The sequence below is a fragment of the Candidatus Protochlamydia naegleriophila genome (assembly GCF_001499655.1).
Lineage (GTDB): Bacteria > Chlamydiota > Chlamydiia > Chlamydiales > Parachlamydiaceae > Protochlamydia > Protochlamydia naegleriophila.
In genome coordinates, this window is the sequence record NZ_LN879502.1 from 1,836,172 (window position 1) to 1,857,727 (window position 21,556).

20 protein-coding genes are annotated in these 21,556 nt (G+C 40.8%); 4 read left to right on the top strand and 16 right to left on the bottom strand.

The genetic code is table 11. The features are described 5' to 3' along the window. Positions 1-233 precede the first annotated feature (233 nt). From hprK to PNK_RS07705, 3 genes are read left to right on the top strand one after another with little or no spacing between them, the layout of a single operon-like run. The gene (gene hprK, locus PNK_RS07695) at positions 234-1,184 is read left to right on the top strand and encodes an HPr(Ser) kinase/phosphatase (RefSeq protein ID WP_059061304.1); all 951 of its coding nucleotides are present in this window, start codon (positions 234-236) and stop codon (positions 1,182-1,184) included. Beyond that, on the top strand, positions 1,181-1,900 hold the full coding sequence (locus PNK_RS07700) for an adenylate kinase family protein (RefSeq protein WP_032124240.1): 720 nt from the start codon (positions 1,181-1,183) through the stop codon (positions 1,898-1,900). Before hprK ends, PNK_RS07700 begins: the two co-directional genes overlap by 4 nt. Next, entirely contained in the window at positions 1,887-2,864 is a 978-nt protein-coding gene (locus PNK_RS07705) for a malate dehydrogenase (RefSeq protein ID WP_059061305.1), read from the top strand. Before PNK_RS07700 ends, PNK_RS07705 begins: the two co-directional genes overlap by 14 nt. On the opposite strand, the gene PNK_RS07710 is transcribed toward PNK_RS07705, so the two are convergent. The 12 genes from PNK_RS07710 to PNK_RS07765 all read right to left on the bottom strand — a co-directional run bounded on the left by PNK_RS07710 (position 2,854) and on the right by PNK_RS07765 (position 14,125). Further along, complete coding sequence (locus PNK_RS07710; RefSeq protein WP_051981711.1) at positions 2,854-3,498, bottom strand: histidine phosphatase family protein; 645 nt, start codon at positions 3,496-3,498, stop codon at positions 2,854-2,856. The genes PNK_RS07705 and PNK_RS07710 overlap by 11 nt on opposite strands. Then, positions 3,495-4,946, bottom strand: coding sequence for an Npt1/Npt2 family nucleotide transporter (locus PNK_RS07715; protein WP_079992866.1), 1,452 nt, complete (start codon positions 4,944-4,946; stop codon positions 3,495-3,497). Before PNK_RS07715 ends, PNK_RS07710 begins: the two co-directional genes overlap by 4 nt. Next, on the bottom strand, positions 4,933-5,679 hold the full coding sequence (locus tag PNK_RS07720; RefSeq protein ID WP_158021747.1) for an alpha/beta hydrolase: 747 nt from the start codon (positions 5,677-5,679) through the stop codon (positions 4,933-4,935). The genes PNK_RS07715 and PNK_RS07720 overlap by 14 nt, the downstream gene beginning before the upstream one ends. Continuing rightward, positions 5,645-7,012 (bottom strand): GH1 family beta-glucosidase, encoded by a 1,368-nt coding sequence (locus tag PNK_RS07725; protein ID WP_197560201.1) that lies wholly within the window; start codon positions 7,010-7,012, stop codon positions 5,645-5,647. Before PNK_RS07725 ends, PNK_RS07720 begins: the two co-directional genes overlap by 35 nt. Then, positions 6,987-8,165 (bottom strand): tetratricopeptide repeat protein, encoded by a 1,179-nt coding sequence (locus PNK_RS07730; protein WP_059061311.1) that lies wholly within the window; start codon positions 8,163-8,165, stop codon positions 6,987-6,989. The genes PNK_RS07725 and PNK_RS07730 overlap by 26 nt, the downstream gene beginning before the upstream one ends. Before the next feature lie 4 nt (positions 8,166-8,169). Continuing rightward, positions 8,170-8,892, bottom strand: coding sequence for an alpha/beta hydrolase (locus tag PNK_RS07735; protein WP_059061313.1), 723 nt, complete (start codon positions 8,890-8,892; stop codon positions 8,170-8,172). After that, positions 8,880-10,208 (bottom strand): glycosyltransferase family 2 protein, encoded by a 1,329-nt coding sequence (locus PNK_RS07740; protein WP_158021748.1) that lies wholly within the window; start codon positions 10,206-10,208, stop codon positions 8,880-8,882. The genes PNK_RS07735 and PNK_RS07740 overlap by 13 nt, the downstream gene beginning before the upstream one ends. Before the next feature lie 11 nt (positions 10,209-10,219). Continuing rightward, positions 10,220-10,735, bottom strand: coding sequence for an NUDIX hydrolase (locus PNK_RS07745; RefSeq protein WP_032124235.1), 516 nt, complete (start codon positions 10,733-10,735; stop codon positions 10,220-10,222). Next, positions 10,728-11,171: an NUDIX domain-containing protein gene (locus PNK_RS07750; protein ID WP_032124234.1), complete on the bottom strand. Its 444-nt coding sequence runs from the start codon at positions 11,169-11,171 to the stop codon at positions 10,728-10,730. Before PNK_RS07750 ends, PNK_RS07745 begins: the two co-directional genes overlap by 8 nt. A gap of 18 nt (positions 11,172-11,189) precedes the next feature. Continuing rightward, complete coding sequence (locus tag PNK_RS07755; protein ID WP_032124233.1) at positions 11,190-12,629, bottom strand: Gfo/Idh/MocA family oxidoreductase; 1,440 nt, start codon at positions 12,627-12,629, stop codon at positions 11,190-11,192. A 483-nt stretch (positions 12,630-13,112) separates the two neighbouring features. Then, the gene (locus PNK_RS07760; protein ID WP_059061317.1) at positions 13,113-13,640 is read right to left on the bottom strand and encodes a hypothetical protein; all 528 of its coding nucleotides are present in this window, start codon (positions 13,638-13,640) and stop codon (positions 13,113-13,115) included. Beyond that, positions 13,637-14,125, bottom strand: coding sequence for a hypothetical protein (locus tag PNK_RS07765; protein WP_059061320.1), 489 nt, complete (start codon positions 14,123-14,125; stop codon positions 13,637-13,639). The genes PNK_RS07760 and PNK_RS07765 overlap by 4 nt, the downstream gene beginning before the upstream one ends. Positions 14,126-14,313: 188 nt before the next feature. Here PNK_RS07765 and PNK_RS07770 point away from each other — a divergent pair. Next, positions 14,314-15,041 (top strand): IS1 family transposase gene (locus tag PNK_RS07770; RefSeq protein WP_197560202.1). Its coding sequence is split into 2 segments (ribosomal slippage): positions 14,314-14,785 and positions 14,785-15,041, totalling 729 coding nucleotides; the frame shifts between segments, so codons are not numbered across the junction. Between the two features lie 350 nt (positions 15,042-15,391). On the opposite strand, the gene PNK_RS07775 is transcribed toward PNK_RS07770, so the two are convergent. The 4 genes from PNK_RS07775 to PNK_RS07790 all read right to left on the bottom strand — a co-directional run bounded on the left by PNK_RS07775 (position 15,392) and on the right by PNK_RS07790 (position 21,488). Then, positions 15,392-16,753 carry a hypothetical protein gene (locus tag PNK_RS07775; RefSeq protein ID WP_032124231.1) on the bottom strand — a complete coding sequence of 454 codons (1,362 nt, stop codon included), beginning with the start codon at positions 16,751-16,753 and terminating at the stop codon, positions 15,392-15,394. Between the two features lie 21 nt (positions 16,754-16,774). Further along, positions 16,775-18,127: a bifunctional heptose 7-phosphate kinase/heptose 1-phosphate adenyltransferase gene (locus PNK_RS07780; RefSeq protein WP_059061324.1), complete on the bottom strand. Its 1,353-nt coding sequence runs from the start codon at positions 18,125-18,127 to the stop codon at positions 16,775-16,777. Further along, positions 18,121-19,107, bottom strand: a complete 987-nt coding sequence (gene rfaD / locus PNK_RS07785) for an ADP-glyceromanno-heptose 6-epimerase (RefSeq protein ID WP_059061326.1) — start codon at positions 19,105-19,107, stop codon at positions 18,121-18,123. The genes PNK_RS07780 and rfaD overlap by 7 nt, the downstream gene beginning before the upstream one ends. A 566-nt stretch (positions 19,108-19,673) precedes the next feature. Beyond that, positions 19,674-21,488: a hypothetical protein gene (locus PNK_RS07790; RefSeq protein ID WP_032124228.1), complete on the bottom strand. Its 1,815-nt coding sequence runs from the start codon at positions 21,486-21,488 to the stop codon at positions 19,674-19,676. Between the last annotated feature and the right edge of the window lie 68 nt (positions 21,489-21,556).

The window sequence follows — 21,556 nt, forward strand, 5'->3', positions numbered from 1 at the left end:
ACATCTCAAATAAAAGGAAGCCGGCTTACCAGATTTTTCAGCCTCTACACCCCTCCCTAAAAAACATGAGGGCTTGCAGATAGATTTACCCACACTAGCGAGATAAGTTATCCATCAAAATTATTTTGACTTAATTGCCATTTTTGGTAGATTGTTACTTCATCTTTGACCTTATTCCAGTTTAATTATTAATGTTACTACTTAACTCGAATTAATAATAAGTCTATCAAAAAATGTATCTTGTCAAAGACCTATATGATCAACATGGCAAAACGCTCAATTTAGAGCTTTGTGGCGGCGAAGAGGGAATCAATCGACCTATTAAGATTCCCGAAGCTGAACGTCCGGGATTGACCTTGAGCGGCTACCTCAAGAATCATTCTGGAAAGCGCATTTTAGTCTTTGGCAAGGTAGAAATTGAATATTTGAGAGATCTTGAACAGGATGTCCGAATATTGCATTTGGAAGCAATCATTCAAAGAAATGTACCTGCCATTATTATTGCGCGCAACTATCGCCCTCCGAGCGAATTGTTATCCCTAGCTAAAAGCCAAGGCATCCCGCTGTTTAGGACGAACCTGTCAACTATGAATCTTTTGAGCAAGCTCACCTTGATTTTAACTGAAGAGTTTGCTCCAAGTATTAGCAGCCACGGCACGTTCGTTGATGTATTTGGAGTTGGTGTTCTGATCCAAAGCAATTCTGCCATCGGGAAGAGTGAGGCAGCTCTCGGATTAATTGAAAGAGGGCATCGCTTAATTTCGGATGATCTTGTAACAATTAAAGTAAAAGAAGGATTCTACCTGGAAGGATCGGGAAATCCTCTGGACCGCCACCATATGGAAATTCGAGGAATCGGCATCATCAATGCCGCGAACTTGCATGGAACGGTGTGTGTGGGCGTTCAAAAAACGATCGATATCGTCCTACGGCTGGAACAATGGAAGGAGCAAGAACACTTTTATGATCGCTCTGGCCTGGAAGATAAATTTACCACCATCTTGGGTATTAAGCTTCCCTTTCACACGCTACATATCAAGCCAGGCCGTGATGTCGTCCTTTTAATAGAGACACTTGCTTTAAATCACCGTCTGAAAGGCATGGGGTATTACTCCCCTCAAGAATTCAAAACAAAAGTTTTAGAAATAAATAAACTAAAAGGTATTGAAAACGGAGCTTTATGATAATACGGATTGTCTTTTTTCTTCTTTATGCCTGTTCTCATCTTTCTGCACTCGAACCCATTTTTGTTGTGTTCGGCCCTCCAGGAACCGGAAAAGGGACTTTTTCACAGTATATTCATGAACAGTACGGCTATTCGCATTTGAGTGTCGGAGACGTCGTTCGTGAAGAGATCAGTTTGCAAACCGAAATTGGTAAACAAGCTGATGAGTGCCTTCGAAAAGGAGATTTCCTAGAAGAGGCCATGATTCAAGCTCTAGTTTCAAAACATCTGATCCCGTTTTTGCAAAATAAAACTCCTGTGATTATCGACGGCTTTCCGCGTACTGAAGAATCCGTTTATTTCATCCACAACCTATTCCAACAATACAACCTCAGCGGACAAGTCCTTTTAATCGGACTGTATGCCGACGATGCAACGTGTGAAAAGAGGATACTCTCCCGATCAATTTGCGGAAAATGTGCCCGCATCTACAATGATTACTCATGCCCGCCTAAGCAAGCCAATATTTGCGATTCATGCTTTGCTCAGCTAAAAATCCGTTCGAATGACAATGAAGCAATAGCTCGAAAAAGATTAGAGGAGTTTCATCTGGTCACTGAAAAGGCCTACCGCCTTGCACAGACAATATTCCCCTCTATAGAGTTTAGTACTTCCGGTTCCCTCGAAGAATGCCTGCAAAATTATACCCGATTTATGACACATGATCGCCCCTAAAAAAGTTGTCATCACAGGAGCCTCTGGACGCATAGGCTATCAGCTCGTCTTTTTAATAGCTCAAGGCCTATTACTTGGAGCCGATCAGCCCATTATTTTATGTATGCTGGAGAAAGAATCGAATCAGCAAAAATGCCGCGGCATTCAAATGGAATTAGAAGACTCTATTTTCCCTTTATTGCGAGCCGTCCACTATACGCATGACTTAGATTGCGCTTTTACAGGCGCGGATTATGTCTTTTTCTGTGGGGCAAAAACCTGCCATGATCCAAAAACTAGAGCTCTTGTTCAAGCTGAAAATTGGGAAGCATTAACTCTGCAAGGAGAGACGATTAATCGCGTTTGTTCTCATCAGACATTATTTTTGATGGTAGCCAATCCTTGCAACACAAACACGCTAGCCCTAATCAAAGCGGCTCCTAACATTCCTCCGATGAATTTCCACTCCATGATGAGGCTGGATCTCAATCGCGCACGTCAGTTCATCGCAGAGAAAGCTCAGTGCCTGTCGCAAGACGTAGAACATATGCTCATATGGGGAAATCATTCCCCTAGAGTTGTTCCTGATTGGTCTCATGTAAAAATAATGGCCTCTCCCATTAGTTTACTTGTAGATAACAATTGGCTATCATCCCACTTTATTCATGCTGTTCAAAAGAGAGGAATGGCAATCACCCAAAACATGGGCCTTTCCTCTTGTGCGTCCGCTGCCTATGCAGCAATCGAGGCCATGAAGGCGTTAATTGTCCCAACAGCCCAAAACTCTTTTTTCTGTACAGGCATGTACTCATCAAGTAACCCTTTCGAATTCGATCAGGATCTTGTTTTTGGATTGCCTTGTCGCACAATTACTAGAGGAGTGTATGAAATATGCGAAGACTATTCTCCGCATCCCCTTCTCAAAGAGCTTATCAAATGTTCTGAGGCAGAGCTTTTAGAGGAAAGAGCCCGGCTTAAAAAATAAAAACCGGCTCTCTAGCTTCACTCGTCAGCTGCTTTGGCACTATTAAGCCCTTCACATCCTCAATGGCTATTCCTTCATCAGAAACCCTAAGCTTTACATAGCCTGTTTGCTCTAGCAAAGGAATATGAAGAGTTTCTAGCTTAAGAGCCAAACAAAGAGAGGTAATGACGCCGCTATGTGTGATAAGCAGGGCATTGCTTTGAATTTGAGAAATTGTAGGCAAAACCCTTTTTGAAACAGCATCATAGCTTTCGATCGATTCTAATGGAGCCTTCAGAAAAACCTCCTCTTTGGAACACTTGCTCAACTGCAAAAAAAGAGACTTATTTTGCTCTCTAATATCGTCAATGCTTTTACCCTCCCAAGGGCCATAAGACCTTGGCATCAAGCCTTCAAGTGTATGCATGGGAACATTTAACACTTCGGAAATAATCGAAGCTGTCTGCTGCGTTCTCTTAAGAGGAGAGGCTCCCACAAAGTCAAATGGAGAGCTCTTGAAATAATCAGCCATCTCATAAGCTTGTTCGATTCCTCTGTCGGATAAAGAAATGTCTTTTCTTCCTTGAAGAAGCTTTTCTTTGTTCCAAATCGTTTCCCCATGGCGGATGAGTGTGATCCATCGACTGTTTTTCATACATTTCCTTCTGGTGCAAAATGTTTTATTTTAATCTCTGCTGTGGAATAAGCCCATAAAAAGTGAACGACAAACATCAAAATCAAAATCGTAGGAATGATTAATGCAAACGAATGAAAGAAGACCAAAAGTAACTGTAATAGGATAGATTCACCGGTCTTGGCAAATTTTGGAACAATTCCATCAACGGCTGTTTTGATTTTTATTTGTTCAACTGCGGAAAACTCTACGGTAGCAACCTCTTTTGATAAATCAAAAAAGGTGAATTTACAAATCCGACTTAAGCAATAGTACAAGGCCCCAAAAAAAGCTCGATAATAGGGGTCGATCTCATAATAAAAGTTGCTTACAACTAAAAAGAATAAGGGAATGAATAAAGCCACCGGTGTGATCAAGGCATTCATCCTCCAAGAAAATTTTCGAATCAGGTTGCCTGTTACACCCAAGGCTAGAAATACAGATATCAGACTAATATACATTGTGCAATGACTCAAATAATCATTGAAATCGTTCGAATTAGGATAAAGCTGCTGCAGATAATATTTCCATGTAATTTCCATAATCGCAGAAGTGAAGAAATAGGAAAAAACCATGATTGATAACAACAAAAACATTTTGTTATTAAACATGGTTCTAATAAGATTAGTCAAAGTCATTTCCTCTTTAGTAACAGAATGCTCTTTCCGAAAAGATGGTTTGGAGTCATTAGCAAATCGTTGAAAAAAGAGATAAAATAAAAAGAGAATCGCAACTGTAAAAAAGCAAACACATAGAGTAATAGAAAGAAGAGTTGCACTCCAAATATTCTGGCCTCCAAACAAAACGTCCCTAAAAGAGCTTTTTGAAAAGAAAAGCGAAATTTGAGAAGCGAAAAAGCCTGAAAGGTTGGTGATTAGTAAGATGGGACTGTAAAATCTTTTTGCTTCCTCAACGGTATTGGAGCGATTACTGACACCCCAAAACAGAATTAAAACGACTAAAGTTCCCCAGACCTCCGATAAACAGTAATAAATTGAAAAAATCCAATAGCGAACCATGGCTCCAAATTGTTCAGAAAAGGGAATGTGCCAACTTGAAATCCAGTTGCCTAATCGATCGAGCCGGAAGAATTCTTCATATGGATAAAAAATAAAAATAAAGAGCAAATAGAAAGCGAGAAAAAAACCAATTAAACTATAACAAACATCCGCCTGCTTATAGCGTGCGCTCAAAAAAGCATACATCTTAACAAAGAAAAGCATGATAGGCATCAGCATCCAAGTTCGTAAGAAAGGGATAATTTGAATGCCCATTTCTGGTTTGGTGATCACGAGCGTTTCTTTGATCGTTCTCAGTAGCGTATAGTTGGTACATACAAGAAAACAAATAGTTGCTAGGAGAAAAAATTTGATGTATTCACTTCGATCAATAGGGAATACGCATTTAAACCATCGACTAAGTTGAGGCATTTAATAACCCGGTTAATTTGTTATAGAGTACTGCACGATCATCTTGGTAAACAAACAAGGGATGACATTCGCTCAGAAGATGGGCCCAAGAAGGCAGAGAATGGGGCCAATGTTTTCCTGAATAGATAACAGACCACTCTTTAGGAATGGGAAAAATAGCTTGTTCGAGTTCGATCAGGAATTCTTTCGTTAGATAAAATCCGCCCAAGCATCCCGCTTCAACGCCTAAACCAAACCAAAAATAATCCCTTTCAAGATTGCAAGACGCGTCTGTTTGCGGAATCCATACTTTTTCATGCTGCTCAACAGGAATTTGGGGATATTGTTCGCAAAAATAGTGAGCGACAATGGGTCCAATTGCAATATTGCCCGTTTGATATTTAGGGAGCAGATAGGATGACACTCCTCGCGCAATCAGATGGACAGCTTGATACTTTTCTAAATAATTAACGACAACAGCCAGCTGTTCCTGCCACACTTGAAATAATAGCGGTAAGGAGCTTTCCCCGCAGCCTGCCAGATCGAATCGATAAACAGCAAATCCATCAGAAGTAAACCTTTCAGACATTTCATGGAAAAGATAATTTAAGCCTGAGCGATTTTCTCCAAGGCCGTGAAGAAAAACGATCGCCTTGCCATTTGGTAAATGAGAAGGTAATTCTTCAAGGCAGTAAAAGGCGCCTGCTCCCACTTGGAATTCAATTAATTGCGATAGCATTGTTTTTTGAGACACTTCCAAACCAAGTTGCACTTTTTTTTGGGATTCTTTTTAACGTAGGAAAATCAACATAAACTAATCCAAATCTTTTTTGATAACCAAAACTCCATTCAAAATTATCCAAAAGAGACCATGCGAAGTAGCCAGAAATTGGAATCGATCGATCGATCAACTTGTGCAGCTCTTGAAGATGGGCCTGAAAATACTCAATTCGACGGTCATCCAATACCTCTTGGGTGGCGCTCAACTCATCATCAAGTGCTGTTCCATTTTCGGTGATCATGATTTCTCGAGGATGATAACGCTCCCAAACCCATTCTATGATTTCACTAAGCCCCTGAGGATAAAACTCCCACATTGTTGAATGCGCATTTGGAAGCGCCACAACTTCAGACTCCAATTGCCCCTCTTTTTCAAAGCCTTTAACAAGGGTCCGCGTATAGTAGTTAATGCCTAAAAAATCTAAAGGCACGCAAATGCGTTTCATATCTTCAGCCTGAATGATTTGATTCAGCTCAGGATACTTAGCTAAAATTTCCTGTGGATAAGCTCCAAGGAATAAGGCATCTAAGAAAAAATCATTCAACATCCATCCATACTGCTTAGCGGCTAATTGATCCGCCTCTTTACTCGGATCAATCGGATAAACTGGACTTAAGTTCAAGGCTATCCCGATTTTCCCTAAAAAATTTGGAGAATGGGCTCGCATGGCTTCAACAACCATTCCATGAGAAAGCAGCAAATGATGCGCAGCCTGCAGCGAATGCTGTACATCCTTCACTCCTGGAGCATGAATGCCCCAACGATATCCAAGCATGGCGATCACCCAAGGCTCGTTGTGAGTGATCCAAATTTTTACTCGATCGCTAAAATGAGAAAAACAGGTTAATGCATAATGAAGAAATGGTTCAATAACGCCCCTAGAAGCCCATCCGCCTTGTTTTTGCAATCTTTCTGGTAAATCCCAATGATATAGTGTAATGATCGGCTCAATCCCATACTTCAATAGGGTGTCGATCAATCGATCATAAAAATTCAATCCTTCAGAATTAATAGCCCCAGTTTCCTCTGGGATTATCCGGGTCCAAGCAATGGAAAAACGGTAAGCCTTGATTCCAAGCTTGCTCATCAAGATGATATCATCTTCCCAGCGCTGATAGTGACCGCAAGCAATATCACCGTTTTCTCCATTCAAAATATTGCCTGGATACCGGCAAAAAGTATCCCAAATAGAATCCTGCCGGTTACTCAATTTAACTCCACCTTCGATTTGATAAGCAGAAGTTGCCGTTCCCCAAAGGAAATCTTTTGGAAAAGAAAAATTACGCCTGGGCATATTCATAGCCATGATAATAGACAGCCTGGCTATTACCTATTCTCTCTTTGCAGTAGGCGATGTGATATCCCAACCCGCAGTATTTAAAAATTGTTTCGTAGTAAAACTCGCGATAAGGATCGCACTCCAAGCGTGAAGCAAAATCTTCATGCAAAAAGCCTTTATTCCTTTCTACAACCTTTTCAAAGTACTGTAAGGCAGTAGCAATGTCACCTTTAAGCTGATAAAGAAGGCCTAGATTGACATAGATATGAACTAACAGTGGATTCAAATGGTAAGCTCTTAAAAAAGCCTCTTCTGCCCCGTCATAGCGCTTAAGTGACATATTCATGAGTCCGATCATATTCAAAATCATCGGATCATTTGGATTGCATTCCATGGCTTTCTTGTAGTGATGTAGAGCCTCTTCAACACTTCCAGTAGATCTTAAAACTTGTGCGAGACAATAGTGAGAATGGGCAGAGTCAGGCGTAAGCGAGACTCCTTTTTTGGCAATCTCCAATGCTTCATCAAAGCGGCCCAGCGTGCGCAAAATCATTCCCATATATCCCATTAGGCGGCTATTGTTCGGCTGCTTATCAATTTCCCCATGCATCAGTTTAAAGTAGTAATGGGCCTTGATATTACGGTTTTCAATGCTTCTGCAATGACCATAATGATTTAATAAAACGGGAGCATCAACGATTTCGCCTCCATTTCTTTTGATAGATTGAGTGACAGACTCGCTGACAGTTCCTTCATATCTAATAGATGGAGTGTTTCTGAAGGCCTTAAGATTCTTTGAAGTGTACCATCCGCCTGTTCCAAAGAAATTGTAACGTGTTAATTGACATCCCCAAACTGAAGATGGGGCCTGCTTTATATAATCGAGAAGGTTATCTGCATCTATACTCTCAAAACTTTCATCTGCATCTAAAAACAAGACCCAAGGAGTCTTAACGTATTGGAGAGCATAGTTGCGTGCCTGGCTAAAATCGTTCTGAAAGTTGATTTGATAACAGTCAGTTGTCAGCAATTGTGCAATTTCAAGAGTTTCGTCGGTAGATCCTGTATCGACAATGACAACTTGAGAAACAATGTTCTTCACACTGTCTACACACTTTCTAAGATATTTTGCTTCATTCTTTACAATCAAACACAAACAAAGGGGACTCATATTATTCATATTACTACCTTTCACTCAAGAGTTCTAATGCTTCTACCATTTTATTAATCGCTAAAGAACGGGCTTGTAACGATTCGAAAAGATGCCCTGAATTTTTAATTTTAATCGTACGTACCCCTATCGGCTCTAACGTCTCTACAAGCTGCCTAATTTTCATATCCCCATCCCCATAAAACAAAAAGCGGTGCGCATTCGAATGGGCTAAGGTTTGTTCAGGAAAAAGGGACAGGCGTTCTTCAAAAAATTGCTTATGCAAAAAAAACTGTCCCTCTCTGATCGGCAGAGGATCGCAGCAAAGGTCAAAAGGCGGAGCATTTCGCACATCGCTATTGAACAAACAAATCGCTTTGCACTCTTTATATTTTTTCAACGCATTCGAGGCTACAACGCCACCCAAACTTAATCCTGCCAAAATGATGTGGGGAAATGAATAATGGGCGCGGCACCAGTCAATTACAGCTTCCAAATCTTCTTCCATTTGAGCAAAAGTTGTCTTTTCAAACGCTCCGGAAGAATCCCCCGATCCCCTAAAGTCAAACCGGGCCACTAAATAGTGTTGTTCCGCTAAAGTCTTTCCCCACGCTGTTAAAATTCGTTGTGGGCCGGAGCGATCCCCTGTCAAACCATGGCAAAAAACAACTAAGGCTTTGATCTCTCCATCAGGAATATCTAAAACAAGATTAATCCACCCAAAATGCAGAGGCAGCATTGTCTCTAGTTTTGGCATAGGGCTTGTTTCCAATCTTCGTTCGGTAGATACGACTTGATCCTAGGATGTTTAAAAAAGGGAACGTAAACATCCAATGCTGCATTTGAGGAACTGCTTAAAAGGACGAAATCTTTTGTCGCTTCTTGGCATTTTTGCTTGATCCAATCAATGGGATCGCCTTCAGCATTCGCAAAATCGTATACGTCTATATGCTGTCTGCAGGAAAGGCTATTTTCAAATTGATCAAAGACATCAAAATAGTTAGCCTTTATCTCTGGATGAAAGACTTGCTTGAAGAGGCTAAAGCCTTGTGCCTTATCTCCTGAATGTTTTTTTAAAAAGAGTTCCAAGTTTTGCAACCAGCTTAGATATCTATTCATCGTGAGTTGGCGGTCATGATATAGATGATAGCCACATATTCTCTTAGAAAAGATGAAATGGGCACCTTGCTGATGAAGGCGATAAGCAAAGTCTATATCCTCCAATCCCCACCCGACAAAACTTTCATCAAATCTGATACTTCCTAAAAAGTGCTTTGTAATTGAAAAGTTGCATGTATAGGCAAGGCTCCAAGGACAATTTAAATGACTGAGGCAAAAAGAATACCTTCTTAAAAGTTTTTCCCGGCTATCTAAATTATATCCCCCCGATTCAGCATTTGTATGCCCCGGCGGCAAATGGCGCCTGGCTCCCAATAAAAGGAGGGAATTCGAAAGACGAAAGCGTTGGCATATTTGATCCAGATAATCATTTTCAACTAGAATGTCGGCATCTAAGAAAATTAAAATGTCCCCTTTAGCAGCTTCTATTCCCACGTTTCGGGCAGCTCCCGGTCCGCGGTTGGACGTGCGAATAGTCTTTGTGGGAAAACTCTCTGCCACTTCAGCTGTTGCATCGCTTGAGCCGTCATCTACAACTATAACTTCATATGAATCTGGAGAAAGATTTTGCTTAAAAAGCGCCTCTAAACAAAAGCGAAGATGATCCTGTCGATTATATGCAGGAATGATGACAGAGACCAAAAGAGGCGTTCCATATAAATGATGCTTCACCCAGCGCACCAATGAAGCCATAGAGGTTTCATCTGACGGGCAATACCTCCAGATCAACATCCCAGACTCTATAGAGAATGGATTTTCCACAGCGTGCCCTGCCTCATGCAATAGAATTTTGCAATCGGCATTGGCAAAACGCTCAAAGGCTAATGGGCCCACAAGAATTGTATCTCGAACAGGAAGCGGTGTTGCATGATCAACAACCACCACATCCATTCTCAATGCTTCACTTAATTGTGAAGCTATTTCCAAAGGACCCTGAAAGGTTACTATTTTCAAGTGAAGCCTCATTATTTAGAATCAATAATTAAGTGCTCAGTGTTATCGGGTAAAGCACTAAGCCGAGTTTTGATATAGCCGGGACGAAGATCGACCGATTCCAGATGGTTCAATGGCAACCATCGAAATGTTAGCGTCTTTGCCCTTTCATTAATTTTTTCTTCTTCATAGACAGACCATTCTTCTTTCTTCTCATAGATCTCTTTATTGCTTGGAAAATCGATGAGATAGTAATAGCCCAACTCATGGACCTTTTGATTTTCGAAACTATAAAAATCTTCTACTATCCACAAGGGCCGCTCAACGCGGCAAGGAATCTTCAATTCTTCTTTAATCTCCCTTTCCAATGCCACTTGCGACGACTCCATAAACTCCACTCGCCCGCCAGGAAAGAGCCAAAAGTCATAGGGCGAAATTTTAACAGCCAGCACACGCCCATCATTGAGAGCGATTCCGCACGTTCGATAATTAAAATATTTTTCCCCAACTTCATAGGAGACGGGAAGCGTAGTTGTAAGACTATTCATGACTCTTGAAGACCTCTAAAATAATCTGCTTCAAACGAGGCATCAAGGAAGCATATTCTTCCGAATGAATCTCTTTTTCAGTGACCCATTTAAATTGCGTGTGCTCCTTATTCAATTTTACTTCTTGATCATTATCTGTAGCTTGAGTCAAGTAAGTAAACATGTTGCGGTACGCTTTATCATCACCAACCCTAATTTCAAAAGCATCTTCTGACAAAAGCTGCACTACTTTGACCTTTAGCCCCGTTTCTTCGCTCGTCTCCCTTACGACGGCTTCATAGGTCCTCTCTAAAAAATCAACCTTTCCAGCCGGAACATTCCAGACATTCGGCGCCACTCTACAATCTGAGGCCCGCTTCACCAAAAGCACCTCTCCTGGCATATCCTGTAAATGTCTATAAATAACTGACTCTACCGAAATTCTGAAACTCATCATCACCTCAAAGGTTAAAATTTAGACTACCACTGCTTTTTCACATAAAGGATGTAATTCAAACTTCTCTATGGGAACCTGATTAGCATGATCGCGACAGAGCAACTTCAAAGATTTAGATAACAGCTGAATGCTCAACTTGTGATCGCGTAAATCTGACAAGGACTTTTCATTGCTAATAAAATTAAAAAAACAACTTTCCCTGGAAATTTCATTAAATCCATTCTTGATCGAGGAAAAATCATCTGAATGATAAATTTCAAAAGGCTTGCCGCCGATCAAATCTGAATTTCTAAAGATCATGACATCGAAATGAAGCTCGTGCCCAACAGAAATCGGATCTTCAAAACTCACCTCATTTGGGCTTTGGGAAAGATAGCTGTGCACTTGTATGTTGAGTAAAGGCCCAAATTGCAAATTCAATCTCTCATGCCGAAGACGTCCATTATTTTTATAAGTATCCTCTGGAAGCACGCTCGACTTCCGCCTGCAAAATCCAGTTTGCAATAAGTTCAGATTGCAAACAGACAGCTTCCTGTCGCCTTGAAATAACTGAAGAATCGAAAAAAAGTCGAGCTCACCAAATCTGGAAAAGCCAAATGCATAAGGATCCTCAAAGATTTCAGCGTATTTCTTGTGGCCGAAAAATCGCTCATAGTCTTTTTGATTAACAGCACCCAAAGAATCCAATGGGGAAAACCCCGTACCATAATATTCAGCACAGGTAGGCGTCTTACTGCAATATTTGAAGCTGCTCTTTAGCAAGACTCCCAATAAATCAATGAAATGATAACCGCTATGGAGAAGCTTGCCATAGCCGTATTTGTAGGGATGATTTTCACGCTCTAAAAATTCATTCGGCATATTCCACATCCCATCGCAATGATAAATATCGCAATAGGTTAAAGGAACATCAAACTCACGGACAAAAGACTCTATCTGCTCTTGAATAAATTGATATACCGGGTGATATCTCCTCTGGCATTGAATCTCAATCCTTAAGTTTGGTGTCGGACTCTCTTCAATTTTCTGCAAAAGCGTGTTATAGTCCTTTTCAATTTTTTCAGCCGCACTCATTGAAATGGAAGCAAACTCTGGAGCTGTGAGGGGTTTCTCAACTTGTACGTGAATTCCATTCTCAATAAAGAAATCAAGATAGGCATAGTGCGCTTTAGGCTCCGTTGCCACAATCGCATGCGTGATATCATGCTTTTTTAACAATTGCAAGATCATTCGCTTTTGTTGATCTGGTAGTATTTCACAATCTCGATACTCTTCAGGAATCAGATAGAATGGAATTTGAAAACCATTGCAATCTAAAAAACGCGTTAACTCTGATCTTTTACTTTCTAAATCGATAATAAATTCGGGCTGGAATTGATGTCTCTTGAATAGTTCAAAATAATTCCTCTTACTAAAAGGGCCTAATCCAACTAGAACTATTTTTGGGTAGGATTGCATGTGATAAACCATCTATAATATAATGCCATTTTTTGATAAGTCTGAGTTTTTTAATTCTCAAATATTCTATGGCTTCATCAAAAAATAAAAACTTTAATTTAAATTTAAACTGAGCAAGTTAGGCTTATGCTCTATTAATTGCAAGAAAATTAACAAAAAATGCTATGCAATTTTATAAAAATTAGACTCAAATTGTAAAGGCTCATACATCTATCTCTCTAATCAGTAATGCAAAATTATTTTTTAGCTATTTCGCTTTCTATTTCCACTTAATCTACTCTGTAAGTACGTGAAGAACCATTTTTAACAACTTGTTTTTATGATTGCTGTTTGATAAAATGAATCAATGATAATTCAAGAAAGAATGGCTAGTTAGTTTCTAAAAAAGAAGAATGAGTATAAAAACTACTCACCCTTACTTATCAAGGCATCTATTGCGCTAAATAAGCTAGATTATAAAGGCGTAAACCTCGTAATCAAAAACTAGCTGAATACTGCTTCAGGAATATATAAGAGTACATCTAAGGCTGTTGCCATGACTCGATTGAGCCTTAATGTACAAGCTGTTTTGTAGATCAAAACAAACGGATCCGCAGCATCTGTCGCAACATCCGCAATCGTATTGAAGCTAGTTGAAGCTGCGGCCCTGATGGAGTGCCCTGCAAAAGTAGGTATTGCAATATTCACATTGGTTGCAGCATAGAGTGAAGCCTTTCCAACAAAAGCAGCTGAGAGAAGAATCGATGTTGCAGTAAAACAGATCGCAGCTGCAGCATTAACAGGGATGTTTACAATTGATATGGCATAGTGTTTGGCAATTGTACTTAACAAGCGCTCTTGGGAACTCCAATCGATCCGCGTCTCTTTGGCTATATCGTTCATCGGTTTAATAAGAAAAGGCGTACTTTCATTCATCTGACAAGGCACCTCTGATTCAACTGCTTTTTTCAAGCCTGCATCGATACGCCTTACAACAAATTCTATGGTAGGCACCAAAACATTTTCAATCATAGGTGATAAAATTTTTCTATAAAAAACTTAAAAACATCTGCAATAGCATTCAGAGCCATTTTCACAAAACCACCAAGATTAATTCTCTCTGCAATCCACTTTAGCAGACGGTAGCCTTGATAAAAAAGATTGCCCACATCGTACAGCAACTCATACGTATTCACAACTAAATCTGAGGAGGCTTTAGCTGCCCGCTCACCAAACCAAAGAAATCCTGATGGAAATGAGGGCTTGACATTCCCCAAAGTTGCAGCAAAAATACCAACCTTCAAAGCTCCGAGCGTTGCCCCCGTAACGGCCATTCCTACCGCTCCTACAACTGTTGCAGTAGTATTACATGGAATGCAAATCACCGATAAAGCCTTATGCCCAAGCCATGCAGCAATACTATTGACAGAAAGCGAATCCTGGTTAGAAAAATTAAACAAGCTTTCTCTTCCTTGATTGACTCCTGTTAATACAGGAAACCCTTGAATAGTGGTCATAAAACTCCTATTTTTTATTTATTAAAAACAGCATTGCAGAAAAATTAACATTTCAAAACAATTTAATCGGATTTTAATTTATTTAAAAGAATTTTGGTAGTCCTAAACATGTAATGCTGAGAAAAGATTTCCTTTGACTTTTTGATGTCGTTTGGGTTTTCGTCTTTGGTTTATAACCCAGGAAAACAATGCTTCTAGAATGTCCAGCTTGCTCTTCAACATCGATCAAAAAAAATGGTCATATTCACAACGGAAAGCAAAATCACCAATGCCTTGCTTGTGGACGACAGTTTGTCCTTGATCCTCAGCAGAAAATAATTAATGAAGAGAAGAGATCGTTGATTCGCCAAGCACTTCTCGAACGAGTTTCTCTTGAGGGGGTCTGCCGAATTTTTAATGTGAGCATGCCATGGCTTTTGCAATTTATTAATGAAATTATCAAAGAACTCCCGGGTGATCTGAATGCGACGGTAACCTGTGCTGATGAGCTTGAAGTGGCTTTTGTTGAGTTAGATGAGCAATGGAGTTATGTTAAAAAAAAAGATAATCAGCAGTGGTTATGGCTTGTTTTTCATTCCAAAACTCGGCAGGTTTTGGCAATGCATGTTGGTAAGCGAACAAGACAAGCAGCTGAATGCTTATTAGAAAAATTGCCCGAAGACTTAAAAAAAAAGCCATCTTTTATACAGATAAGTTCTCTGTTTACTATGAAACCATTCCATGGCTTCAACATCGACCGGTTGGAAAAGAATCAGGTAAAACAAGCTACATTGAAAGATTTAATAATACCCTCAGACAAAGATGCTCTCGACTGGTGAGAAAGACTCTTTCTTTTTCGAAAAAACTAGCAAACCATATAGGTATGCTAAAATATTTTATTTGTGACTACAATCAAAGGCGAGCATTACATCTTTAGGACTACCAGAATTTTAATAATTAATAATTTGCAAAGACCAAGAACATCTTATTAGCAAATAATGGAGAAATGCCTGGTAATTCTATACAGATAAAGCTCGAACAACGGCTCTCAGAATTCTTTTATTTTTGATTCCTCCATCCATCGCTATCACGGCAGGCTCTAAGATCAGCCGGCCTTTAGGCCTCTAACAACATTCTGGCTTAGCTGGAATGGATTGTGGGTGGTTTGTTGGAGGCCGAAAGGCCTCCTGATTTAACGCCTACAGTGGCTTTAGGAGCTGTCAGACAAACCAAAGAAGAATTAAGACAGCACCATGTTTAGGACTTGCAAATGCAAGATTCCCCTGCTTATTTTTCCTGACTGCGTGGATCTGTCTTTTTAATGATGATGCTGACATTTTTTTGGTTGAATCCCTTATACCCTTCGCGCCTCTGAAGGTTCTCTAAATGGCTTCCAATGGCTCCTTGAGAAATAAATTTAGCCGCATGCTCTTCTGAGATTTTATTTTCTTTCAATAGCCCTTGAACCCGTTTTGGGGTCACCTGCCACATTTCACCTGCTGTAAAAGCTTGCTTAAGGTATGGAAAAGAGCTAAAAGGATTCATCATTTTAACTCCGACTTGAGCTAAGTCATGTGTAAGCTCTTCGAACATAAACTGAGCCTCCAAATGATGCATGCCAGCCTTCAAAATCGAGTCCCCATGCAATGCACACCACAGCCCAATAGTACCCAGCTGCGGCAGATCCGGCAAAGGCTCATGCGCAATATCTCCCTCAATCTCTTGCGGCGCTAAATCGACGTCAAGAAATAAAACGAGCCGGCATATAGGATTTTCCATCACTTGTGCCCCCCATCCAGCCTCTTCACCGGCATAAAAGCGCTCTCTGCAAGTAAATCCTAAAACTTCGAATAAATGGACTAGATGGGTAAAATAGCGCCTAGAAGAGCGGAATGTATGGTGGTCATGATTGGCCCAACCCATCCCCAAACGGTCCTGACGATTTTTTTGAATTTGCCCAGCTGTATTTCTAGCCTCCCAATAACGTCTTTCGCCTTCCAGAACTGTCCAAGCTGCTCGATGCTGCCCAACCAGAGTCACAAGCTTTTCAGCCAGGTCGATTGCCTCATTAATGGCCCTTTCCTCATCTTCATCTCCACGAAAACGCTTGAGCCACATCTCCAACGCTTCATGATAGGTCTGAATAACTCCCGGTCCTTCGCTTGTTGGTATGAGGGTTTGTGTTCCCCGTCTTTCTACCGCCCAAAGAGCCGTTTTGCCCGCAACATTTATACAGCAGCTACGATAATTGCCAAAAATGGCGCCCTCAATGTCGAGATTGGCTCCCCCTTGCATCATGAGAAATTCTGCCACACTATCAACGCTAATGGCTAATCCGTGAAAAGCGGCATGATCTTTTTCTAATACAATGCGCGGTAACTGAGCGCGTGGATGATGATAAATGACAGACTCTAAATCGAAGTGTTGGCGGACGAATCCAAGGGCCTGCAGTTGCTTCTCCGTTTCAGAAGAAAACCCCGCAACTACGTGATCGATCCAGTCGAATAGCCGCGTACTCGTTTTAGTCAATAAATCATCCTGAAGCTTGGCAATGGCGGGGTTTGAATCAATCGCCTCCTGAACAACAGTTAATATCCAATTCTCAGCTTGAGGCTGGCATTCCCATTGAAAAGCGGCATTAATATTCATCCTTACGCTCCATTGATAGATTTAATGACTAATCGACGCTTCCTCCGTTACCCACGCATCCAACAAGTAAGAAAGAACGTTGATTTCCTTAAAAATTTGACCTTCAAACGCATACGCCTTTTCAGGTTGTACTTCTCGGCATAAAAACTTTAAATTGTCTTGTTGAATGAGAATAAAGCTGACTTCTTTTAAAGATGCAAGCATTTCTATTCCAATTTGAGATGGCTGAGGATCTCTGATATAGACCAAAAGGGAGTGGCCAGTTTGTGTCAGCCGTTGAATAGATTGGAAAAGGGGCTGCGAAAGCTCGTCAATACCTTGCAAAATCAGCAAATGAAAAGGCTTTTTCTTGAGAACTTCTCGTAAGACAAAGACCTGCTCGTGATCAAAAACTTTATGATTCATATCGCGCTGAAAAAGGCGATGCGCCAGATCTGAAAGAGTAACGCGCGCGCATCCCACTTGTTCGATGGCCAGGCTCGCTGCAATATTGCATAGCTGCGTGGCAGAATCATAAGGGAGCTGATTGGCCAAAGCATAGGCCAGCATGGCCAAAACCGTATCTCCAGCACCTGTGACATCTTTGACTTCTTTGACATGGACCGGAAAATCGTGCCTTGTCCCCGTCGATTCGAATAAGGAAATTCCAGCTTCTGAGCGGGTGATCATCAATGTCTTAGCTTGCGTCAAATGCAAAATTTTCTGGGCAACTAAGTCTAATGAAGCCTGAAAAGGCAAGCCGGCTGCTGCATACGCCTCGGACAGATTAGGCTTAATAAGCGTTGTGCCCAAATACTTGCTAAAATCGCTTCCTTTCGGATCTGTTATGACAAGAATACGATGACGGTTGGCATGCTGAATAATGGCCTGCAAAAGCGTTGGCGTGAGCAATCCTTTACCGTAATCAGAAATCGCAATCGCTTTCACATCTTGCATTAAATGAGGGATCGACTCAATAATTTCCTGCTCCAATTGCTCATCGAGGGTAGTCATTTGCTCAAAATCAACGCGAACGATCTGTTGGTTTTCTGCTATCACTCGATTTTTAATCGGTGTTTTATAGCTCTCCTGCTTAAAAATAGCTTCTACAACCACTCCTTCCTTCCGCAAAGCATCGCACAAAACCTCGCCAGCCCAGTCGTTTCCGATACGACCGATGACGGCCACTTGAGCACCTAAAGAAACCAAATTCAAAACCACGTTTCCAGCGCCGCCAGGCCTGTGCTCTTCGTGATGAACATGCACTATAGCAACCGGAGCCTCTGGAGAAATGCGACGTGCTTTTCCAATGGTATAAGTATCTAAAAGCAAATCCCCAATCACCATGACTTTGACTGGATTTAAGCTGCGCAGTGTATTAGCAAGTTTTACCATATCTTTTTCGATACCAAATAATTTTTCACATAATCGACAACAGCATCTTCTAGGCTCATTGTCCGAGCTTCATTTTTCAAAACATTGATTGTCTTAGCCATATCAGCACAGCTATAGTTCTGATACTTATTAACGAGATCATGAGGCATATCAATATACTGAATTTGAGGAGTACGATCCAAGGCCTTAAAGACGGCTCGCGTTAAAGCATTCCAAGTCGAAGCTTCTCCACTGCCAATGTTATACACCCCCCCCTCGTCATTTTCTAAAAATGCACAGGTCATCCTAACGACGTCTTTAACATAGATAAAGTCTCTTTTCTGTTCTCCATCGGCATAATATGAAGGATCGGACGACTTAAACAGTTTAACCGTTTCGCCATTTAAAATCTGAGGGACCATTTTACTGACTGCCGATGCCATGCGTCCCTTATGATATTCATTGGGCCCAAAAACATTAAAATATTTCAGTCCTACAACCTTATCCAAAATCCCTTCATTAAAGGCCCATTGATCAAACAGCTGCTTGGAGAATCCGTACATGTTTAAAGGCTGAAGAGCATAAAGATTGTCTTGATCATCCACAAACCCTTTAGAACCATCTCCATAGGTAGCAGCTGAAGAAGCATAAATGAAGCGTTGACTGTTCTTTAAAGCATACTCTGCTAAACGAACGCTATAACGATAATTGTTTTCTAATAGATAGCTGGCATCGGTCTCTAAAGTATCTGAACACGCGCCTAAATGAATAAAAGCCTCGACCAATGATTCCCGTCCCACCAGCCAATCAAATAACCGGTCTTTGGAAATCACATCAACAAATCGTTTGCCAACTAAATTCTTCCACTTTTCTGAATAGCGAAGCTCGTCGACAATGATTAAGTTGTTCATTCCTCTGTCATTCAAATACCGCACGACGCAGGAACCAATAAAACCAGCGCCACCAGTAATTACTATTAATTGATCATCAAACAATTTCATATCTTTTATCCAGCCACTTACAGTTTCGATTGATAGTTGCAAAAAAGAATACTAAAACTCATTAAAAATGAGAATCTTAATCTAACAAAATCCTGTAAACTTGGCTAGTCCACAAAGCGGAAAAGAAAAAGAGCTGGGGCGAAACAAACAAAATTGCGAACAAGAGTTTAAGGCCGAGACACTGAGGGAATGATAAACCATTGACTGCACTGCCCACATTCATCTATGATGTGCTCTATCCATTACAATTAGCCCGTTGCTTTTACTTAGATGATTACTTTTCGATCCATAAGCATATTAAGATACATTGGATCACGTTGTTTAGAATTTTTATCTGTTACTGCTATTGAAATCTGTATCTCTGCGTTTCTCAACCGTCTCTGCATTAAACTCTTGTTTACTGCCTCATTTTAAATAGCTAATTGTCATTATTTGCGAAAATCAGCACCTCTATTAGCTCAGAGCGCGGCTAATTGCAGAAAGAATGGGGGTTATTTGAGGACAAAAAAAAGCTCAAGGGAATGATCAAATCTTTCCTTTGAGCTTTTTTTGTTACGGCCCAGGATCTAGTTTATGCCATCATAGAATGTAATTTGCGTATTGCGCCACTCATCTGGGTTGCTGTATTTCGCAAATAGCTGATCAACTGTCATTCGCTTGCGATAAATGGTTGCATCATTAATTTCATCAATAGTCAAACCATCTGGATTGCGTACATAAACCCACCAATGTCCATATCCGCCGACGCGAAGAGCACGCCAATCAGAATCATAGAGAGCCTGCTTGAGGATCATATGCCCAAGATCTGAGCGCGCGTCTTCAGTACCGTTGTAGATTGTTCGAGATTTAACTTCATGGGTCAAAATAGCGGAGAGTATTTGGGCATCTTCCATTGTTAAAGGCCCTTCGATTTCTCCACGTAAAATCGCAATAACAGCAGATCCTCTTTTTAATTTCTCTTGATTTTCTAAAGCCGTTTCAAATTCTGTCATCTCGCGTTTCATTGATATAATCTCCCTCGAGACTTCACCCATTTCGCGTCCCCACTGCCCTTTTTTATCCTTCAGCTCTTTTTCCCTGCGCTCCAATTCGTTCTTCTTGACCTCAACTGCAGCCTTAATCTTTTCTTCAGTTTTCGCAATCGTATTCCGAAGCACCATTTGCTCCATTTCCCGTTTGTTAATAGCTATCTGCAGCTTGTAAATATCTTGCTTTAATGTTTCGCTCTCGTCTGTTACGAGCTCTTGCTTAAGCAGCGAGAGTTGCTTTCTTAAAGGGGGAAGTCTTTCATCTTCCTTTATTTCCCACTCACTAGGATTAAAGTGCTTTAATTGAGATGCGACTTCGTCAAGTTCTTTTTTGGTTGGTTCGATCCTACATTCAATCTCTGCTAGCTCGGTTTTCTCTTGCTCACTCATTCCTCGAAGTTTTATCTCTCCTAACGCAATCTTCTCCTGGCATTCAGCTATTTTTTGATAAAGCACTTGTTTAAACTCTTCCGCATTAGCAACAGCCAATTCTGCATAAAGCTTTTCATTGTCCGGATGAATCACGGGTATTTTATAGCCTGCATGAGCGCAAACAACCGATAAGGAATTAAAGCTACAATTTCGAAAAGAAGGATTCGGGAAGCCTACACGGGCCGCGTAAAAAGGTATGTTGGAATTGGCAACATACCTTTTGGTTGATTTTACGAGCACAGGCAGAGGCTCTAACTCCTTCTGCACGATCTGAATGGACTGTTGCAAGGCTTCTCCAGCCTCGCTTTCTATTCTGTCTTCAATTTGATCGTTAACCAGCTCTTCTATCTCTTCTCTCGGTTCAATAGCGATTGGTTGCAAGGGATTTCTCGGGCTTTCCTCTCTTCCCTCTACAACCTGATGGCTAACTGGCTCTTCCATCTCTTCTCTTGGCTCAATAACGATTGGTTGCAAGGGATTTCTCGGGCTTTCCTCTCTTCCCTCTACAACCTGATGGCTAACTGGCTCTTCTATCTCTTCTCTTGGCTCAATAACGATTGGTTGCAAGGGATTTCTCGGGCTCTTCTCTCTTCTCTCTTCAGTCTCATCGTTAACCGACTCTTCACCTTCTTCTCTTAACTCAGGCTGAAAAAGTGTGGGCTCAAAAGAACTTAAATCGACTCGCTCTCTTTTAATAGGAAGAACTGTAGACACTGCTTCCTCAATACGTACGATTGTCGGTTGAGTCCTTGTAAAGAGATGGATCACTTTACGAGCAATCGTGCCTGTATAATGAGGAATATCTAAAAAAAGTACCTTACAGGCCAGTTGCACTAAAGGATGAACAGTCTTTTTATAAACAACTTTACATCCCTCGTAAATGGCATGCCCAACATTCGAAAGACTATTACTAATACTCATATTATTCTCTGCGGTTTACTTATTTCAGGTCTTTTCAAGAAAAGACAGACTTTAAAAATTAGCTCTTA

Bases quoted from the DNA above. Each gene is read 5' to 3' on its own strand.
- hprK (WP_059061304.1), top strand. From the start codon at position 234: ATGTATCTTGTCAAAGACCTATATGATCAACATGGCAAAACGCTCAAT.
- PNK_RS07700 (WP_032124240.1), top strand. From the start codon at position 1,181: ATGATAATACGGATTGTCTTTTTTCTTCTTTATGCCTGTTCTCATCTT.
- PNK_RS07705 (WP_059061305.1), top strand. From the start codon at position 1,887: ATGATCGCCCCTAAAAAAGTTGTCATCACAGGAGCCTCTGGACGCATA.
- PNK_RS07710 (WP_051981711.1), bottom strand. From the start codon at position 3,498: ATGAAAAACAGTCGATGGATCACACTCATCCGCCATGGGGAAACGATT.
- PNK_RS07715 (WP_079992866.1), bottom strand. From the start codon at position 4,946: ATGCCTCAACTTAGTCGATGGTTTAAATGCGTATTCCCTATTGATCGA.
- PNK_RS07725 (WP_197560201.1), bottom strand. From the start codon at position 7,012: ATGGCTATGAATATGCCCAGGCGTAATTTTTCTTTTCCAAAAGATTTC.
- PNK_RS07730 (WP_059061311.1), bottom strand. From the start codon at position 8,165: ATGAATAATATGAGTCCCCTTTGTTTGTGTTTGATTGTAAAGAATGAA.
- PNK_RS07735 (WP_059061313.1), bottom strand. From the start codon at position 8,892: ATGCCAAAACTAGAGACAATGCTGCCTCTGCATTTTGGGTGGATTAAT.
- PNK_RS07745 (WP_032124235.1), bottom strand. From the start codon at position 10,735: ATGAATAGTCTTACAACTACGCTTCCCGTCTCCTATGAAGTTGGGGAA.
- PNK_RS07750 (WP_032124234.1), bottom strand. From the start codon at position 11,171: ATGATGAGTTTCAGAATTTCGGTAGAGTCAGTTATTTATAGACATTTA.
- PNK_RS07755 (WP_032124233.1), bottom strand. From the start codon at position 12,629: ATGCAATCCTACCCAAAAATAGTTCTAGTTGGATTAGGCCCTTTTAGT.
- PNK_RS07760 (WP_059061317.1), bottom strand. From the start codon at position 13,640: ATGATTGAAAATGTTTTGGTGCCTACCATAGAATTTGTTGTAAGGCGT.
- PNK_RS07765 (WP_059061320.1), bottom strand. From the start codon at position 14,125: ATGACCACTATTCAAGGGTTTCCTGTATTAACAGGAGTCAATCAAGGA.
- PNK_RS07775 (WP_032124231.1), bottom strand. From the start codon at position 16,753: ATGAATATTAATGCCGCTTTTCAATGGGAATGCCAGCCTCAAGCTGAG.
- PNK_RS07780 (WP_059061324.1), bottom strand. From the start codon at position 18,127: ATGGTAAAACTTGCTAATACACTGCGCAGCTTAAATCCAGTCAAAGTC.
- rfaD (WP_059061326.1), bottom strand. From the start codon at position 19,107: ATGAAATTGTTTGATGATCAATTAATAGTAATTACTGGTGGCGCTGGT.
- PNK_RS07790 (WP_032124228.1), bottom strand. From the start codon at position 21,488: ATGAGTATTAGTAATAGTCTTTCGAATGTTGGGCATGCCATTTACGAG.